We start from the raw sequence: 16,160 nt of genomic DNA, 5'->3' as shown, positions 1-16,160 counted from the left end.
GGCCGCAAGCCCGTATTCATATCAGCGGTCTAGCCCAAGTTAGAAAGGAAGCGCCAGCCTGTAAGATGGCCGATGATGGGCGATTGCCGTTTAAAAGGCAGTGTTCAGGCGATCCATCAGCGCGCGCGCCGGGCTGCTTTCCACCTGACCCCGAGGACGCGCCATATGATCCATCCGGTCCTGCAGGCGTGCGACGCGGCCATATAGTTCCTGGCTAGCGTCGATCAGGGCGCGGGCGGCAAAGGGGAAAGCGGCCGCAATGTCCGGGTCCGTTTCCGTTGCGCGGCCCAGACGGTATTTTTCGTCCACAAGGTCCGCGTCCGAGATTTCGCCACGTTGCCACGCCCGCTGGCTGAGCAGCCAGGCGATGATGTGCATCAGCCGGGTCGTGACCTTGAGGGATTCGCAAGCGAAAGACACGCGGCGCAGTGGATCCTGCAGCTCAGCCTCTGTCGCATCGCGATGGTCGAAATAGGCACGCGCTTCATCGGCCATGACCATGGCTTCCAGATACAGGCCATCGACCAGACGCCGATGCAAACCACGGTCAAGAGTGACGGACGGAGACATGGACCGAATCACTGACATAAAAGCTGCTGCTTGTCAGTTAAGATGCAGCGGACATGGGCTGGATTGTCTCATTCAGGGCCGTTGTTAACCAACAAACAGGCGGACATGCGATCAGGCGATGATGTCCGGGACGAGCGCATCCTCAAGAAGCGCTATCTCATCTCGCAACCGGAGCTTGCGTTTCTTGAGTCGGGCGACCTGCATCTGGTCACGGCCGCCGGCATCGACGAGGGCTTCGATCGCGCCGTCAAGGTCGCGATGCTCGACGCGCAGCAGTTCCAGCCGTCGCATGATGTCTTCCCGGCTCACCCACTACCCACTTTCTCGGCCATGTTGCGGACAGCATCCTGATAACTCCGCAAACCCGGTCGGACCATCGCAAATTTGCACGCGGCCCGTCGCAAAGCACGGATAGCGCGAAGACATGAGGGGCGAATCATGATCTACTCATTCGTCCATTACCCTCATCAGGAGAATGTCATGGAAAACAGCCACATTTCAGCTCTTTCAGCCAAGCATGCCGGCCTTGAAGCGCGGATCAAGGCGGAGACGAGTCGGCCGATGCCCGATGCAATCCTGGTTGCTTCGCTTAAAAAGCAGAAATTGCGGGTGAAAGAGGAAATGACGCGGAATTGATCCGGCATTTTGAGAAGGGCGAGCGGAAGTTCGCCCTTTCCTCATTTTGAACGCACGGAATGCGGCTTAGCTGAAGGCGGGCCGCTTTTTTCATGAAGGAAATAGCGGGAAAACCGCGTTTTGCGATTTTAGCGTCCTATCTGGTGGAGGCGCAGATAGGAAGGGGCGCGGGAGGTGGTGCCGGAGGCCACGGGTTTGCGGGCAAGCGCAGGGTCGATCTCATGATCGAATGCAATACCGATCTTGCCATCTTTCGACCAGACGACGCGGCCGCTGACCCGGCCGACTCCGCGCAGTTCGAGGACGATCGCCGCATCCGGAGGTACGGGCCGTTCGCAATCGGCCATGAGCCCGGTCGCCGACAGGTTGCGCACCCGGGCGCGGCCGAGCGGCTTGCCCTCCTCCGTCGCCAGATTGGTGAGCAGGAACAGGCTGTCTCGCGGACCCGACCGTGCCGGACCCCGTTCCGCCATTTCCTGATCCTTATCCATGTCCAATACCTTGCAATGACCCGTTTATTTGCCGGGACATTGGCAGGGATCGGTGGATAAAGCGTTAATCGTCGCGCGAGACCTTTTCCTGCCGCTCGTGCCGTTCCTGCGCCTCGACGGTCATGGTCGCAATCGGACGAGCTTCGAGACGACCGAGCGAAATGGGTTCGCCGGTCACTTCGCAATAGCCATATTCGCCATCATCGATGCGGCGGAGCGCGGCGTCGATCTTGGAAATGAGCTTGCGCTGACGGTCGCGGGTGCGCAGTTCGATCGACCAGTCGGTCTCGCTCGACGCGCGATCGTTGAGGTCGGGCTCGCGAAGGGGTTCATTCTGCAGCACGGCCAGCGTGCCTTCCGCCTCAGCCAGGATCTGCTTCTTCCAGTCCCAGAGGCGCTGGCGGAAATATTCAAGCTGGAGGGGATTCATGAACTCTTCGTCGGGCGAAGGACGATAGTCGGGGGGAAGTATAACAGCCGATTTCGGCGGATTATGGCCGTCTTTATCGGAATTCAGGACCGATGCCATCTGGCTCTCCGACTCGAGAGGCTCCGGCTCAAAAGCGCCGGTAGCCCGTGACTTATGATTGACGGCGCCTAATAACGAGCGGCGCGGGACGACACAAGCGCGCAATCATCAGCCATGCAGAGAGGCAAGAGCGCCGAGGAGGGGAAACGGCCGCTGCCCCGGCCGATTCCGCCCTCATCCGCCCGCGCACCGGCTGCAAAGAAAAACACAATCCAATCGTTAACAACCAGCGTATCAAAACGAGACGTTAACCATAAAGATTGGTGCTGTTCTACATCGCCCACCAACTTATAGCCTATATTCAAGGTTAATGACGTTGAAGTTGAACTGTTCTTCCCCCTTTTTACAAGCACAGAACAGTTTCATGGCTGCCAAAGGCGACTGACGCGGCCCGAAGCTTCAAGACGAAGAAGAGTGGATAGCTATGTCGGTACGGATGGCACTGGCCAAATTATGTGCTTTCACCTGCGGTGGCGCGATCATCGGCGGTGGCGCCGTCCATGTCGCGGAGAGTGCGCGCCCGGCCGTAGTCAAGAGCACCAAGAGCGTGAAGGCCGCGCCAAAGCGCTATGCCGTCCGCCCGATCAAGCGCAAGATCGTGAAGCGGGCCGCTCCCCGCAAGCCGCAGACCATCACTGTGGTGACGCAAGGCGCGCCCATTCCCCTGCCCGCTCCACTTCCAGCGGCTGAAATGCCCATGTCCGGCGGCGGCGCTGCCCCCGTGGTGCTGGCGGGCGGCGGCGGCGGCTTTGGCGGCGGCGGTTTCTTCGGAGGATTTTTCGGCGGCAGCGGCGGTGGCAGCAGCGGCGGATCGGTGGTGATTTCCTCGACCAGCAGCTCGACCGGCGGCATCAGCAGTTCGACCAGCTCTACGACGGGCGGCGTGTCGACATCGACCGGCGGCGTCTCCACCTCGACTGGTGGCGTGTCCACGTCGAGCGGCAATGTGTCGACGTCGAGCGGAAACGTCTCAACCTCCAGCGGGAATGTTTCCACGTCCAGCGGCAACGTGACGAGCAGTTCTTCGACCTCCACCTCCAGCGGCAATGTGACGAGCAGCTCGTCGACGTCCACCTCCAGCTCGACATCGTCCTCGACGTCGTCCAGCACATCCTCGTCCACCTCGACATCGTCGAGCACATCTTCATCGACCTCGTCCAGCAGCTCGGGCGGTTCCACCAGCAGCGGCGGGCATGATGTGCCTGCGCCGCCGATGGTGTTGCTGTTCGGCGCGGGCGCGGTCGCGCTGGTCGCGCGGCGGCGCTTTGCCGAGCGGAAGGCGAAGCGGGACTGAAGCTTTGGGTATCGACGAGCCTGTGCTTTCTTGACCAGGCTTGGCCGTTTGGAAAGGAGCAGAGGGCCCGTTCGACTGGCTGCCTACAGCAGGCGCTCAGGACGGGCTTCGACAGGCTCAGCCCGAACGGAGATACGGGTTGGAGCTAAGATTTACCGGAGCTGGAGGTGGGCGTTAGCTGCCCGGATCCGGCCATTTCAGCCTTTCACGCGGGGGCGTGCAGAAGGGGCGGCTTGTGGGGGGCCGCCCCTTTTTTCGTTGGCAAGCTCAACTCTGGGCGATGATCTTTTCGATTTCCGGAACCGGATGGTTGGAAAGATCCTTGGCGATTTCGCCCACCAGGCGGCTCTGCACTTCCTTGTGATAATGTTTGCGCATTTCGCCGAGCGCGCTCGGCGGAGCGACGATGATCAGCTTTTCGAAATCATTGGCGAGCGCGCGACGCTTCAGCATGTCAGCCGCTTCGACGGCGAAGCGCGCCTCTTCCTGTTCATGATAGTCGGTCTTGCCCATGGTCGCCTGGCCACCAATGATCGATGGCGCTTTCCCCGCCAGATCGGTGGATTGATCGCGATCTGCGGGATTTTCCTGAACCTTCACTGTTTCCGCTTCCAGATTTGGCGCCATGCGGTCGCCCTTGTTCCGGAAGAACAGCATCTTGCGACCATCGGCCACCAGCACCATTGCGTCATGATCGATCCACATCAGCGGCTCCTTTCCTTATGTCTTGCAGTCCCTAACGGACGGGAGCGCGCAGGGTTGCGCGGCTGATCGCGGAACGGCATAGGGCTGACCCATGCACGACATCCGTTTCATCCGCGAAAATCCCGCAGCTTTCGACGTCGGCCTTGGCCGAAGGGGGCTTGCCGCTTCAAGCGCGGACATATTGGCGCTGGATGAGCGCAGCAGGGCGATCAAGACCGAATTGCAGCAGAGCCAGGCGCGCCGGAATGAAGCGAGCAAGGCGATCGGCGCGGCCATGGCGGCCAAGGACATGGAGAAGGCCGAGACGCTGAAGGCCGAAGTCGCGGCGCTGAAGGAAAGCATGCCCGCGCTGGAGAATGAAGACCGGGAGGTGAGCGAGAAGCTGCACGCGCTGCTGTCGGCCATTCCCAACCTGCCAGCCGCAGATGTGCCCGAGGGCGCGGACGAGGCGGACAATGTCGAGGTGAGCCGCTGGGGTGAGCCGCGCGCGTTCGACTTTGCGCCGCAGGATCATGCCGACTTCGGTCCGGCGCTGGGGCTGGATTTCGAGGGCGCGGCAGCGCTTTCGGGCGCTCGCTTTGCGGCGTTGCGCGGGCAGATGGCGCGGCTGCACCGGGCGCTGGCGCAATATATGCTGGACCGCCAGTCAGGCGACAATGGCTATGAGGAAGTGAACCCGCCGCTGCTGGTGCGGGACGAGGCGCTGTTTGGCACGGGGCAGCTGCCGAAATTTGCCGAGGACCTGTTCCGCACGACCGATGGCCGCTGGCTGATCCCGACCGCCGAAGTCTCGCTCACCAATCTGGTGCGCGAGCAGATTGTCGATGTCGCGAGCCTGCCGATGCGGTTGACCGCGCTGACCCCCTGTTTCCGGTCGGAAGCGGGATCGGCGGGACGCGACACGCGCGGCTTCATCCGCCAGCATCAGTTCGAGAAGGTGGAACTGGTCGCCATCTGCAAGCCCGAAGAGTCCGAGGCCGAACATGAACGCATGTGCGCGGCGGCCGAAGGCGTGTTGCAGGCGCTGGGCCTGCCCTATCGCAAGGTGCTGCTGTGCACCGGCGACATGGGCTTTGCGGCGGCGAAGACATTCGACCTGGAAGTGTGGTTGCCGAGCCAGCAGACCTATCGCGAGATCAGCTCCATTTCCAATTGCGGCGATTTCCAGGCGCGGCGGATGAATGCGCGGTTCAAGCCGGAGGGCGAGAAGCAGACGCGCTTCCTGCATACCCTGAACGGGTCGGGGCTCGCCGTGGGTCGGACGCTGGTCGCGGTGCTGGAAAATTACCAGCAGGAAGATGGCAGCGTGATCGTGCCTGAGGTGTTGAAGCCTTATATGGGTGGGATTGACAAGCTGGAGCCGAGGTAAGGCTTCCGTCTTGCGCCGTCACCCCAGCGTAGGCTGGGGTCTCAGGCCGGGTTGTGCGACATCTCCTGAGATCCCAGCTTTCGCTGGGATGACGGTAGGAAGAAGGGTTGAAGAAGCTGCATGCGCGTCCTGTTGACCAATGACGATGGGGTGCATGCGCCCGGCCTCAAGGTGCTGGAGGAGATTGCGCGCACGCTGTCGGACGATATCTGGATCGTCGCGCCTGCCGAGGAGCAGTCCGGCGCGGGGCACAGCCTGACGCTGACCCGGCCGCTGCGCATCCGGCAGCATGGGGAGAAACATTATAGCGTCACCGGCACGCCGACCGACGCGGTGATGATGGCGGTCGGGCACCTGATGAAGGATGCCACGCCCGACCTGCTGCTGTCGGGCGTCAATCGCGGGGCCAATCTGGCCGAGGACGTGACCTATTCGGGCACGGTGTCCGCTGCGATGGAGGGTGCGATCTCCGGCATCAAGTCGATTGCGCTCAGCCAGGTCTATGCGCGCGAGGGGATGGGCGATGCGGTGCCCTTTGCCGCTGCACGAGCCTGGGGCGAAAAGGTGCTGCGGCCGCTGGTCGACATGCCCGCGAGCCCCCGCCTGCTGTTCAACGTCAACTTCCCGGCGATCGACGCCGAAGCGGTGAAGGGCATTCGCGTGGTGCGGCAGGGTTTCCATGACGTCGATCGCACGCATATCGTGGAGGGGACCGATCCGCGCGGCTATCGTTATTACTGGTTCGGGCTTGGCAGCAGCTCTTCGGTGCCGGAGGGCAGCGATCTGGCCGCGATCGCGGAAGGCTATGTGACCGTAACGCCGCTCCATTACGACCTGACGCAGGATGGGGCGATGGCGGCGACGGCGCGGCTATTCGAGGCGTGAGCGGCGTCCGGCGCACGCGATGAGGATCAACCCCGCCCGCCCTCCCCTGGCGCAGACCGGCTTCCTGCGGCGACGGTCCTCCATGCCAGTATGGGCCGATCTTGCCTGGCGGGTGGGATTGGTGTTCGGGCTGATCGCGCTGGTGCTGCTGATCCACTGGGTCGGGCGCGACGGGCTGAAGGACAATCTGGACGACCAGATCAGCTTCGTTGACGTGCTCTATTTCACCACCGTCACCGTGACCACGGTCGGCTATGGCGACATCGTGCCGGTGAGCCCGGAAGCGCGGCTGTTCGAGGCGCTGCTGGTGACGCCGATCCGGCTGTTCGTATGGCTGATCTTTCTGGGGACGGCCTATAATCTCTTTTTCCGCAACATCTTCTACAGGTGGCGCATGGCTCGCATTCAGGCCGATCTGCATAATCACATCATCGTCACCGGTTTCGGCACCAGCGGGAGCGAGGCGGTGCGGGAACTGCTGGCACGGGGCGTCGATCCGCGCGAGATCGTGGTGGTCGATCCGCAGGAAAAGCCGCTGGTGGAGGCGGAGGATCTGGGCTGCAACGTGATGTGCGGCGATTCGACGCGGGACAAGACGCTGAAGGATGTGGCAATCGATCGGGCGCGATCCATGATCGTGTCGGCCGGGCGGGACGATACGTCGATCCTGATCACGCTGACGGCGCGGCATCTCGCCCCTCGGCTGCCGATCAGCATCGTCGTGCGGAATGAGGATAATGAGCTGCCCGCGCGGCAGGCTGGCGCGACGACGGTGATCAACCCGGTGAGCTTTGCCGGGCTGCTGCTGGCCGGGAGCACGAGCGGGCGGCATATCGCGGACTATATGGCGGACCTGGCGGCGTCCGGCGGCGCGGTGAAACTGCATGAACGCCCGGCCGTGGCGGAGGAGATTGGCGGGCCGCTCTCGGCAATCCGCACCGGGCTGGGCGTGCGCATCTATCGTGGCGAGCGGGTCATCGGCTTTTGGGAAGAGGGCGCGCAAAGGCTGGAGCCCGGCGACCTTATCATCGAGATTGTTCAAGGGCATGGCGTGGGTGAGGCGCCCGGCCCCGGCTGATCTTTCGCGCGGGCGTGACATTTGGCGCGAAAATCCCTATGTGCGCGCCGATCATGGCAACCAAAATTCCTGAAGCGCCGAAGGTCGGCATGGTGTCGCTCGGCTGTCCGAAGAACCTCGTCGATTCCGAGCGCATCCTGACCAAGCTGCGGTCTGACGGCTATCTGATGTCCGCCGACTATGCCGGGGCGGATGTGGTGCTGGTGAATACATGCGGTTTCCTCGATTCCGCCAAGGAAGAGTCGCTGGAGGCGATCGGCGAGGCGATCGCGGAGAACGGCCGCGTCATCGTGACGGGCTGCATGGGCGACGAGGCGGAACTGATCCGTCAGAAATTTCCGCAGGTGCTGGCCGTTACGGGCGCGCACCAATATGAGCAGGTGGTGAATGCGGTGCATGACGCGTCGCCGCCGGTGCCCAATGCCTTTGTCGACCTGGTGCCCGAAGGCGGGCTGAAGCTGACGCCGCGTCACTACAGCTACCTCAAGATTTCGGAAGGGTGCAACCACCGCTGTTCCTTCTGCATCATCCCCTCGATCCGGGGCGACCTGGTGTCGCGCAGGATCGATGCGGTGCTGCGCGAGGCGGAGAAGCTGGTCGCGGCTGGCACGAAGGAACTGCTGGTGATCAGCCAGGACACGTCGGCCTATGGTGTCGATACGCGGCATGATCCGCGCCAGTGGAAGGGCCGCGAGGTGCGCGCGCATATGACCGACCTGGCGCGTGAATTGGGCCAGCTGCGGACGAGCGAGGGCGCGGCTCCGTGGGTGCGGCTGCACTATGTCTACCCCTATCCGCATGTGGATCAGGTCATTCCGCTGATGGCCGAGGGGCTGTTGACGCCCTATCTCGACATTCCGTTCCAGCACGCATCGCCCACCGTCCTGAAGGCGATGAAGCGGCCCGCCAACGAGGCGAAGGTGCTCGACCGCATCCGCAAGTGGCGGGACATCTGCCCGGACATCGCGATCCGTTCGAGCTTCGTCGTCGGCTTCCCCGGCGAGACGGAGGCGGACTTCCAATATCTGCTCGACTGGCTGGACGAGGCGCAGCTGGACCGTGTGGGCGCCTTCCGGTTCGAGCCGGTGGAGGGCGCGGCGGCCAATGACTTGCCGGGCGCGGTGCCGGAAGAGGTCAAGGAAGAACGCTATCAGCGGATCATGGAAAAGACCGCCGCGATCTCGGCCGCCAAGTTGCAGGCGAAGGTCGGGCGCGTGCTGCCGGTGATCATCGACGAGGTCGGCGAGCCGGACGAGGATGGTTCGGTCGGCGCGACCGCGCGGAGCCAGTCGGATGCGCCGGAGATCGACGGCAATGTGTTCCTGCGCGATGTTGGTGAAGGGGTGAAAGCTGGCGACATCCTGGATGTGGTGATCGAGGATGCCGACGAGCATGATCTTTATGGCGCGCCGGTGGCTTAGAAACGCTTGGCCGAAGGCTTCGGTCGGTTAGAGCAAAGTGCCTTTGATCTGAACCTCTCGTCCGTCCGGGCTGAGCCTGTCGAAGCCTGTCCTGAGAGCCAGCTGCAAGCAGGCAGTCGAAGGGCGCTCTTCTTCCTGAAGGAAGTAGGGCCCTTCGACAGGCTCAGGGCGAACGGAGGTGAAGGCGTTCTTTCCGTGCGACGCAGATGGTTGCTCAGCCTCCCGCGAACGCGTTCTGATATTCGGTCTTGATCGCCTTCCGCATGGCTGCGTCTACGGCCAGCGGGACTTCATAGGTTCCTTCCGAATAGGGGCCCGCGCTATAGGGGCCGACGACGACGACGATCCGGTCGATCAGCTTGCCGCCGCGCGATGTGGGGACGAGCACTTCCTTCATCGGATCGATACATTGGGTGAAGGGATCATCTCCCCGCATGATCGGCCCGCCGCGCTTCTTTGCGCGGGCCTTGTCCAGGCCGTTGCAGAAGGACGTGCGGATGGCTTCGGCAAAGGCGGCGGGTGAGGTCATGAGCGCGTTCACGCTGGTTTCCCGCTTGCGCGCCTTGTCCCACAGCAGCACGTCATAGCCCGTCATGCCATGCGCGCCGCCCGTATAGGTGTAGCGGCTGGAGCGAAGCGACAGGAAGCGCGGCGTATCGGCCGCGACGGTCCAGCGCGTCTCCAGACTATGCGCGTGGAAGGGAAAGCCGGACTGCTGCGCCGATTTCCGGTCATCCGCAGCCATCTTGAGCGCGTCCACCTTGCCGCTTTCCATATCCTTGCGCAACTTGGCGGCGATCTGCGGCACGGCAGACGCCTGGGCGGGCCAGGCGTAGAGAAACTCCAGCAGATCGGTCTTTTCAGCCTGCTGGAAAGGCTCGGACGGCGGTTTGGGTTGTTCCGCGCCTGCCATGCGGTTGAGGAAATTTGCCGTAGCGGCATCTTCACCCTTGTCGGCGCGCCCTTCCGGCTGATCACTGGCGGTCGGGGTGCAGGCACAGAGAAAGAGGGCCAGTCCTGCGACCGGCCCCGCCTTCTTTCGCATCATCGATTGCTGCATCAATGCGGCTTGGCCGCCAGACAGCGCTCGCTGATCGCCTTGCGGGCATAGCTGCTCTGAAGAGCGGCGGAGGCATTCGGCCAACCTTCCGCGATCAGGGCCTGTTCGACCGCATGCGCGCCGTCGAACCTTCCGCTTTCCGCCAGTTGATAGGCACGTGCACGGAGCGCCTGCTGCCGCGCATCATCGCCATGCATAACCATGTCTCTCTCCTTGCCAGTTAGCGTTGACATCAATCTAGGCCTTTCGCGCCCGGGGCGCAAACATGGCGGGGGCAGATGGAGACGGCGGCGCGTTGAAAATGGGGCTTTCCAACCCTGCCATCCTTGTCCAGAATCCTGCCCATGACCGATTATTCCGACCTGCTGAAAGCAGATAACAACCAGCCCGCCCATATGATCCAGATCGTCGATGCGGAAAGCTTCGAAAGCTGGCTTTCCGCTCAGCCGCAGCGAGTGCGCGCCATCGTCGCCGCCCAGAAATTCGCGGGCAAGGGATATGAGCTTGCGATCATTCCGGGCGACGAGCCTTCGGACTGGTCGGTGGTCGCGGGGGTCGCGAACAGGTCGAAACTCAGCAGCTGGTGCCTCGCCAAGCTGGCGGAGACATTGCCCGAGGGGCAATATCGGTTGGCGGAGGGGACGGCCGGGCCAGCCATGCTTGGCTGGCTGACGGCGCAATACAGGTTCGACCGCTATCGCCGCGACGACAATGCCGCTGGGCCGCGCGTGCTGCTGACCGGCGAGGTGGCGCAGATCGACGCGGCGGTAAGGCTGGCGCAGGCGGTGGCGCTGGTGCGCGACCTCGTCAATATTCCGGCGGGCGACATGGGGCCTGCGCAACTGGAGGAGGAAGCGGCGAAGGTCGCGGAAAGCTTCGGCGCGCGCTTCACGGTGACGAAGGGCGACCCGCTGGAGCAGGGCTTTCCGATGATCCATGCCGTGGGGCGGGCGGCGGGCAAGGAGTTTGCCCCGCGCCTCATCGAACTGCGCTGGGGCGATCCCAAGCATCCGCGCGTCGCCATCGTCGGCAAGGGCATCTGCTTCGACAGCGGCGGACTGGACATCAAGCCGTCATCGGCCATGCGCCTGATGAAGAAGGATATGGGCGGTGCGGCGCATGCGCTGGCGCTCGCCCGGCTGATCATGGGCGCGCGCCTGCCGGTGCAGTTGCACGTTCTGATCCCGGCGGCGGAAAATGCGGTGGGCGCGAACGCCTTCCGGCCGGGGGACATATTGCGCAGCCGCAAGGGGGTGACGGTGGAAATCGGCAATACCGATGCGGAAGGACGGCTGGTGCTGGCCGACGCCCTGACGCTGGCGGGCGAAGATGATCCGGAGCTTGTCATCGATTATGCCACGCTGACGGGGGCGGCGCGGGTCGCCGTTGGACCCGACCTCCCTGCCCTCTTCACCAATGATGATTTATTGGCGGCAGAGATGGACGCGGCGGGCGGCGAAGTGGACGACCCGAGCTGGCGCCTGCCATTATGGGATGGCTATGCCGACATGCTGAAGTCGGACATCGCCGACATCAACAATGCGGGCGAAGGCGGCTTTGCTGGCGCGATCACTGCCGCGCTGTTCCTGAAGCGGTTCGTGCCGGACAAGGCGAAATGGATTCATCTCGACACCTTCGCCTGGCGGCCCTCGCCAAAGCCGGGGCGGCCCAAGGGTGGTGAGGCATTGGGCCTGCGCGCCGTTTTCCGTCTGCTGGAACAACGTTATGAAAAATCAGGGCGGAAATGATCCTGTGGCATGAGGCCGTTACGCAACCGGATTGTGCATTATGCGTTACGGGGGCATGGATGCCGCCTCTGCACATGATCAGAGCTCTGAGCTCAACCGCCCCGGTCTGAAACAACTCGGCCAATGGATGCGCACGCTGGTCGATTATGTGCGATCCGGCAGGCCCGACCTCACCAATCGGCAAATGGCGCTGATGATGACAGTGTACATCAGTTCCGGGCCGCATACGGTCAGGGGACTCGCGGAAGCGCTGCATGTGTCGAAGCCAGTGATCACCCGGGCGCTGAACAAGCTTTCCGCGCTCGGATATCTTCGCCGGGAGCGGGATGCGGCCGACCGGCGCAATATTTTCATCACCCGGACCGCCAAAGGGGCGGAATTCCTTGACGCGTTTCACCATTTCATCGCAGGAACCGGCCGCGATGAACGCCACGACTTCAACTCTGCGGAACGCACCGCCTGAACGCATCCGGTTCAAACTGGACGGCCGCTCCGTCAAGCTGGACAGCCGCATCCATGCCGCGCGCGGCGATCTTGCCGACCTGTCACTGGCAGGGGTGCTGTTTTCAGCCCATTATGCCCGCTCGATCGAACTGACCTGCGTCGCCGCTGGGACGCCGGTCCTTGCCTCAGCGGCGGTTACCGCGACTGCGGTAAGCGAATTGCTGCGCGGCGAAAGCTTTCATGCGCTGGACGTCACGACCGACTGGGCCTGGGGCTTTTGCGGGCATGACGGCTATGTCGGCTATGTGCGGCGCGACGCCCTGGACGTGCACGAACAGACCGATCATCGGGTGTTCGCTGGTACAGCGCCCCTGTTCAGCGCGGCCGACATCAAGTCGCCCATTCGCGACTATTGGCCGGGCGGCGCGCTTTTCACGGGCTGGGCGGAGGGCGGCTTCGTCGCCTGCGCCGAAGGATATGTGCATGAGCGCCATGCAGTGGGCGCCGAAGTTCTGGAAAGCGATTGGGTCGCGGTGGCGCTGCGCTATCTAGGCCAGCCCTATGTGTGGGGCGGGCGCGGCCATCGCGGCATCGACTGTTCGGGGCTTGTCCAGGTCGCGCTTGGCCAGTGCGGGATCAAGGCGCCGCGCGACACGGATTTGCAGCGCGAGGGCATTGGCGACCCCCTGCCCTCGGACGAGCCGTCGAGGCGGGGCGACTTCGTCTTCTTCCCCGGCCATGTCGGCATCATGACCGACGGCGACAATCTGCTGCATGCCAATGCGCACTGGATGGCCGTGGTGGTCGAACCCTTGGCCGACGTGGTCGCCCGGCTGGCAGATGATCATGCAGAACCCATTATTTCGCGGCGGAGGATCGGCGCGTGACTCACAAGATTTTCATCGATGGCGGGGTCGGCACCACCGGGCTTGAGATTGTCGAGCGGCTTTCCGGACGGCCCGAACTGTCCTTCATCACGCTGGACGAAGACAAGCGCAAGGATGCGGCGGCACGGCGGGAGGCTTTGAACGCCGCCGATATCGTGATCCTGTGCCTGCCTGATGACGCCGCGCGCGAAGCGGTGGCCTTGATCGACAATGACCGAACGCGCGTGATCGATGCGTCCACCGCCCATCGCGTGGCGGATGCGTGGACCTATGGTTTTGCCGAGCTGGAGCCGGGCCATCAGGAAAAGCTGGCAAACGCGCGGTTCGTGTCCAATCCGGGCTGCTGGCCGACTGGCTTCCTGGCGCTGGTGCGGCCGCTGGTGCTGGGGGGACTGCTGCCAGCGGACTGGCCGGTGACGGTGTCGGGCGCGTCGGGCTATTCCGGCGGCGGCAAGGCGATGATTGCGGAATATGAGGGCGAAGGCGGCGCGCCTAGCGCTTTCCGGCCCTATGGGCTTAGCCTGACGCACAAGCATATACCGGAAATGCTGCGCTATTCGGGGCTGTCGCATCCGCCGATCTTTGCGCCTGCGGTGGCTAACGCCTATCGCGGCATGATCGTCGAGGTGCCCTTGCAACTGCGCGCGATGGCGGGGGCGCCCAAGGTTGCCGACATTCATGCGGCGCTGGCGAACGCTTATGCGGGATCGCCGATCGTGAGCGTCGCTCCGCTTGAGGAAAGCGCCGTGCTTGGCCAGGTCGCGATCGAGCATGTCGGTGCGACGGATCGGCTGGCGCTGTTCGTCTTCGGCAATGACGATGCGGGTCAGGTGCGGCTGGTGGCGGCGCTCGACAATCTGGGCAAGGGTGCGGCGGGTGCTGCGGTGCAGAACCTCAACATCCTGGCGGGATTGCCGGAGACGGCCGGGCTGCGGCTCTGAACCCCGGCGCTTAGTGAACCGTGCCGAGCGGCATGTCGTGCGCGAGCAGCACGATCAGCCGCTCGATCTGGCGCCAGTGGCAGAAATGGATGTAGTTGCCGAGGTCGCGGCTGCGGTCTGCGCGCGCTGCCGCTTCATAGCCCGCATTGTCACCAAAGGCCGCCATCAGTTCCGCCGCATCCTCATAGCTTTTGCGGCCGGACAGATATGGCAACTGCATGAGAACCCCTTGAAAAAACTCACCCCGATGGGAGGCACGGGTTCAAGCGCCGTGCCAGTTTGATGCTTTGACGGGCTGCGGCGGGTTACGAGGGTGAATGGTCCGTTAGCCAAGTCCCGTTGCGGTACAGTTGTGCTGGATCGGGACGGGCATGTGCCATAGCGAGCCGGTGAGCAAAGCGCTGGCCTTGGCCCGCGGGTCGTGGCAAGGGCGGTGGCGATGACCAATGGCAAGAAGAATCCGACGGGCGCGGGCGCCATCATCGCGCTGCTGATCCTGGGCGGCGCGATCATCGGCGGCATGATGGGCCAGCCGAGCGCGGGGCTGCTCGCGGGCGCGGCGCTGGGCGGCGTGATCGCGCTGCTGCTGTGGCTGCGCGAACGGGACCGATAGCACGCCTTGCGGCGCGCGTTGCGGCAGCATAGACAAGCGCCATGAAGAAGCATCTGATCGCCATCACCCTTATCCTCCTGCTGATCGCTGGGGGCGTCATTTTCTATCTGGCGGAAGGGGATAAGGCGAAGCTGGCGGCGGGCGCCGATACGGGCAAGGAGCCGGTGTTCACCGCTCCTCGCAGCGAACTCATCCCCACGATCAACGTCGCTGAAGTGAAGGTGTGGACGGCGGGCGAGAAGCCGGTGGCGGCCAAGGGCCTTGCCGTCGCGCGCTTTGCCGATGGGCTCGCCCATCCGCGATCGATGCTGGTGCTGCCCAATGGCGATATTTTGGTAGCCGAGACGAACAGCCCGCCCCGTCCTTCCGGTGGGCTCGTCGATCGGGTGATGAATTACCTGATGAACAAGGCGGGCGCGGGCGTGCCTTCGGCCAATCGCATCACCTTGCTGCGTGACGCCGATGGCGACGGACGCGCGGAGGTGAAGACGCCGTTCCTGACCGGGCTCAATTCGCCCTATGGCATGGCGCTGGTCGATGGGACGCTCTACGTCGCCAATACCGACGCGCTGATGGCCTTCCCCTATAAGGAGGGCGAGACGCGGATCGCCGCCAAGGGACGCAAGATTCTGAACCTCCCCGCCAATGCGCCGAACATGCACTGGACCAAGAGCCTGACGGCTGGCCCGACGGGGCTGCTCTATGTCGGCGTCGGGTCCAACAGCAATATTGCCGAAGACGGCCTGGAAGGCGAAGCGAACCGGGCGGCGGTGCTGGAGGTCAATCCCAGGACCGGCGATTATCGCATCTATGCTTCGGGCCTGCGCAATCCGGTCGGGCTGGCATTCGAGCCCAAGAGCGGCGCGCTGTGGGGTGTCGTGAATGAGCGCGACATGCTGGGCAGCGACCTGGTGCCCGACTATCTGACGCGGATCGAGTTCGGCGGCTTTTATGGCTGGCCGTGGAATTATTGGGGCGGGTACGAAGACCGCCGCGTCCAGCCGCAGCGGCCGGAAGTGCGCGAATATACCAAGCGCCCCGACTATGCGCTGGGCAATCATGTCGCGCCGCTGGGGCTGGCCTTTGCCGACAAGGTGAAGATCGGCGGCGCGTTCGCGAACGGCGCCTTTGTCGGCCTGCACGGCAGCTGGAACCGCAAGCCTGCGGCGGGTTACAAAGTGGTCTTCGTGCCCTTCGCCGCCAATGGCGAAGTGAGCAAGGCCAAGCCTGTCGACGTGCTGACCGGCTTTCTGGATGCGGACGGCAATGCGCGGGGGCGGCCGGTCGATGTCGCTGGCGACGCGAAGGGGGCGCTGCTGGTCAGCGACGATGTCGGCGGCGTGATCTGGCGGGTGACTAGGGGCAAGTGATTGAGGCCGTGATCGCATATGCGGGCGCATCCGCACCAAGGCTCCTTTTCCGTCACCCCGGGCCTGACCCGGGGTCCCGCTCCCCGGGCGGCGTCAGATAAGAAGCGGGACCCCGGATC

Annotated in this window: 21 protein-coding genes; 12 read left to right on the top strand and 9 right to left on the bottom strand. The window is 63.7% G+C overall.

Features of this window, described 5'->3' with window-relative positions:
• Positions 1-90 precede the first annotated feature (90 nt).
• Entirely contained in the window at positions 91-570 is a 480-nt protein-coding gene (locus tag SPHS8_RS00445) for a DUF1465 family protein (RefSeq protein WP_201514821.1), read from the bottom strand.
• A 111-nt stretch (positions 571-681) separates the two neighbouring features.
• Positions 682-861, bottom strand: coding sequence for a YdcH family protein (locus SPHS8_RS00440; RefSeq protein WP_097092714.1), 180 nt, complete (start codon positions 859-861; stop codon positions 682-684).
• Between the two features lie 189 nt (positions 862-1,050).
• Between SPHS8_RS00440 and SPHS8_RS00435 the strand changes: the two genes are divergently transcribed.
• Positions 1,051-1,206: a YdcH family protein gene (locus tag SPHS8_RS00435; protein ID WP_097092713.1), complete on the top strand. Its 156-nt coding sequence runs from the start codon at positions 1,051-1,053 to the stop codon at positions 1,204-1,206.
• 128 nt (positions 1,207-1,334) lie between these two features.
• On the opposite strand, the gene SPHS8_RS00430 is transcribed toward SPHS8_RS00435, so the two are convergent.
• The 3 genes from SPHS8_RS00430 to SPHS8_RS00420 form a co-directional block, all read right to left on the bottom strand.
• Positions 1,335-1,697: a PilZ domain-containing protein gene (locus SPHS8_RS00430; protein ID WP_097091164.1), complete on the bottom strand. Its 363-nt coding sequence runs from the start codon at positions 1,695-1,697 to the stop codon at positions 1,335-1,337.
• 64 nt (positions 1,698-1,761) lie between these two features.
• On the bottom strand, positions 1,762-2,226 hold the full coding sequence (dksA, locus tag SPHS8_RS00425; protein ID WP_097091163.1) for an RNA polymerase-binding protein DksA: 465 nt from the start codon (positions 2,224-2,226) through the stop codon (positions 1,762-1,764).
• Between the two features lie 567 nt (positions 2,227-2,793).
• Positions 2,794-3,405 (bottom strand): hypothetical protein, encoded by a 612-nt coding sequence (locus SPHS8_RS00420; protein ID WP_236574899.1) that lies wholly within the window; start codon positions 3,403-3,405, stop codon positions 2,794-2,796.
• A gap of 19 nt (positions 3,406-3,424) precedes the next feature.
• On the opposite strand from SPHS8_RS00420, the gene SPHS8_RS00415 reads away from it, so the two are divergent.
• A complete protein-coding gene (locus SPHS8_RS00415) occupies positions 3,425-3,520 on the top strand; it encodes a PEP-CTERM sorting domain-containing protein (protein WP_141397805.1) in 96 nt (31 codons plus the stop codon).
• Positions 3,521-3,787: 267 nt separating this feature from the next.
• On the opposite strand, the gene SPHS8_RS00410 is transcribed toward SPHS8_RS00415, so the two are convergent.
• Positions 3,788-4,225: a host attachment family protein gene (locus SPHS8_RS00410; protein WP_097091161.1), complete on the bottom strand. Its 438-nt coding sequence runs from the start codon at positions 4,223-4,225 to the stop codon at positions 3,788-3,790.
• A gap of 91 nt (positions 4,226-4,316) precedes the next feature.
• Between SPHS8_RS00410 and serS the strand changes: the two genes are divergently transcribed.
• The 4 genes from serS (at position 4,317) to rimO (ending at position 8,978) form a co-directional block, all read left to right on the top strand.
• Positions 4,317-5,594, top strand: coding sequence for a serine--tRNA ligase (serS, locus tag SPHS8_RS00405; protein WP_201513435.1), 1,278 nt, complete (start codon positions 4,317-4,319; stop codon positions 5,592-5,594).
• Between the two features lie 120 nt (positions 5,595-5,714).
• A complete protein-coding gene (surE, locus tag SPHS8_RS00400) occupies positions 5,715-6,479 on the top strand; it encodes a 5'/3'-nucleotidase SurE (RefSeq protein ID WP_201513434.1) in 765 nt (254 codons plus the stop codon).
• Positions 6,480-6,498: 19 nt separating this feature from the next.
• Positions 6,499-7,557 carry a potassium channel family protein gene (locus tag SPHS8_RS00395; protein WP_201513433.1) on the top strand — a complete coding sequence of 353 codons (1,059 nt, stop codon included), beginning with the start codon at positions 6,499-6,501 and terminating at the stop codon, positions 7,555-7,557.
• 38 nt (positions 7,558-7,595) lie between these two features.
• Complete coding sequence (gene rimO / locus SPHS8_RS00390; protein WP_201513432.1) at positions 7,596-8,978, top strand: 30S ribosomal protein S12 methylthiotransferase RimO; 1,383 nt, start codon at positions 7,596-7,598, stop codon at positions 8,976-8,978.
• Positions 8,979-9,192: 214 nt separating this feature from the next.
• On the opposite strand, the gene SPHS8_RS00385 is transcribed toward rimO, so the two are convergent.
• Together SPHS8_RS00385 and SPHS8_RS00380 are read right to left on the bottom strand one after the other, a co-directional pair.
• Entirely contained in the window at positions 9,193-10,026 is an 834-nt protein-coding gene (locus SPHS8_RS00385; RefSeq protein ID WP_236574898.1) for a DUF4163 domain-containing protein, read from the bottom strand.
• Between the two features lie 11 nt (positions 10,027-10,037).
• Positions 10,038-10,241: a hypothetical protein gene (locus SPHS8_RS00380; RefSeq protein ID WP_201513430.1), complete on the bottom strand. Its 204-nt coding sequence runs from the start codon at positions 10,239-10,241 to the stop codon at positions 10,038-10,040.
• Positions 10,242-10,382: 141 nt separating this feature from the next.
• On the opposite strand from SPHS8_RS00380, the gene SPHS8_RS00375 reads away from it, so the two are divergent.
• Genes SPHS8_RS00375 through argC form a run of 4 tightly spaced genes read left to right on the top strand, consistent with a single transcriptional unit; the run spans position 10,383 to position 14,058 of the window.
• Entirely contained in the window at positions 10,383-11,786 is a 1,404-nt protein-coding gene (locus SPHS8_RS00375; protein WP_201513429.1) for a leucyl aminopeptidase family protein, read from the top strand.
• A 55-nt stretch (positions 11,787-11,841) separates the two neighbouring features.
• Complete coding sequence (locus SPHS8_RS00370; RefSeq protein WP_097091154.1) at positions 11,842-12,249, top strand: MarR family winged helix-turn-helix transcriptional regulator; 408 nt, start codon at positions 11,842-11,844, stop codon at positions 12,247-12,249.
• Entirely contained in the window at positions 12,209-13,117 is a 909-nt protein-coding gene (locus tag SPHS8_RS00365) for a C40 family peptidase (protein ID WP_201513428.1), read from the top strand. The genes SPHS8_RS00370 and SPHS8_RS00365 overlap by 41 nt, the downstream gene beginning before the upstream one ends.
• Positions 13,114-14,058 (top strand): N-acetyl-gamma-glutamyl-phosphate reductase, encoded by a 945-nt coding sequence (argC, locus tag SPHS8_RS00360; RefSeq protein WP_201513427.1) that lies wholly within the window; start codon positions 13,114-13,116, stop codon positions 14,056-14,058. Before SPHS8_RS00365 ends, argC begins: the two co-directional genes overlap by 4 nt.
• A gap of 10 nt (positions 14,059-14,068) precedes the next feature.
• Here the strand turns inward: argC and SPHS8_RS00355 are convergent, their stop codons facing one another.
• Positions 14,069-14,278: a hypothetical protein gene (locus tag SPHS8_RS00355; RefSeq protein WP_176502176.1), complete on the bottom strand. Its 210-nt coding sequence runs from the start codon at positions 14,276-14,278 to the stop codon at positions 14,069-14,071.
• A gap of 219 nt (positions 14,279-14,497) precedes the next feature.
• Between SPHS8_RS00355 and SPHS8_RS00350 the strand changes: the two genes are divergently transcribed.
• Positions 14,498-14,671 (top strand): hypothetical protein, encoded by a 174-nt coding sequence (locus tag SPHS8_RS00350; RefSeq protein WP_201513426.1) that lies wholly within the window; start codon positions 14,498-14,500, stop codon positions 14,669-14,671.
• Positions 14,672-14,712: 41 nt separating this feature from the next.
• The gene (locus tag SPHS8_RS00345) at positions 14,713-16,041 is read left to right on the top strand and encodes a PQQ-dependent sugar dehydrogenase (protein ID WP_201513425.1); all 1,329 of its coding nucleotides are present in this window, start codon (positions 14,713-14,715) and stop codon (positions 16,039-16,041) included.
• The last annotated feature ends 119 nt before the right edge of the window (positions 16,042-16,160 follow it).

The organism is Sphingobium sp. S6 (assembly GCF_905120495.1).
Classification (GTDB): Bacteria; Pseudomonadota; Alphaproteobacteria; order Sphingomonadales; family Sphingomonadaceae; genus Sphingobium; species Sphingobium agri.
Note: the sequence above shows the minus strand (reverse complement) of the source record. Positions and strands in the feature narration are given on the sequence as shown.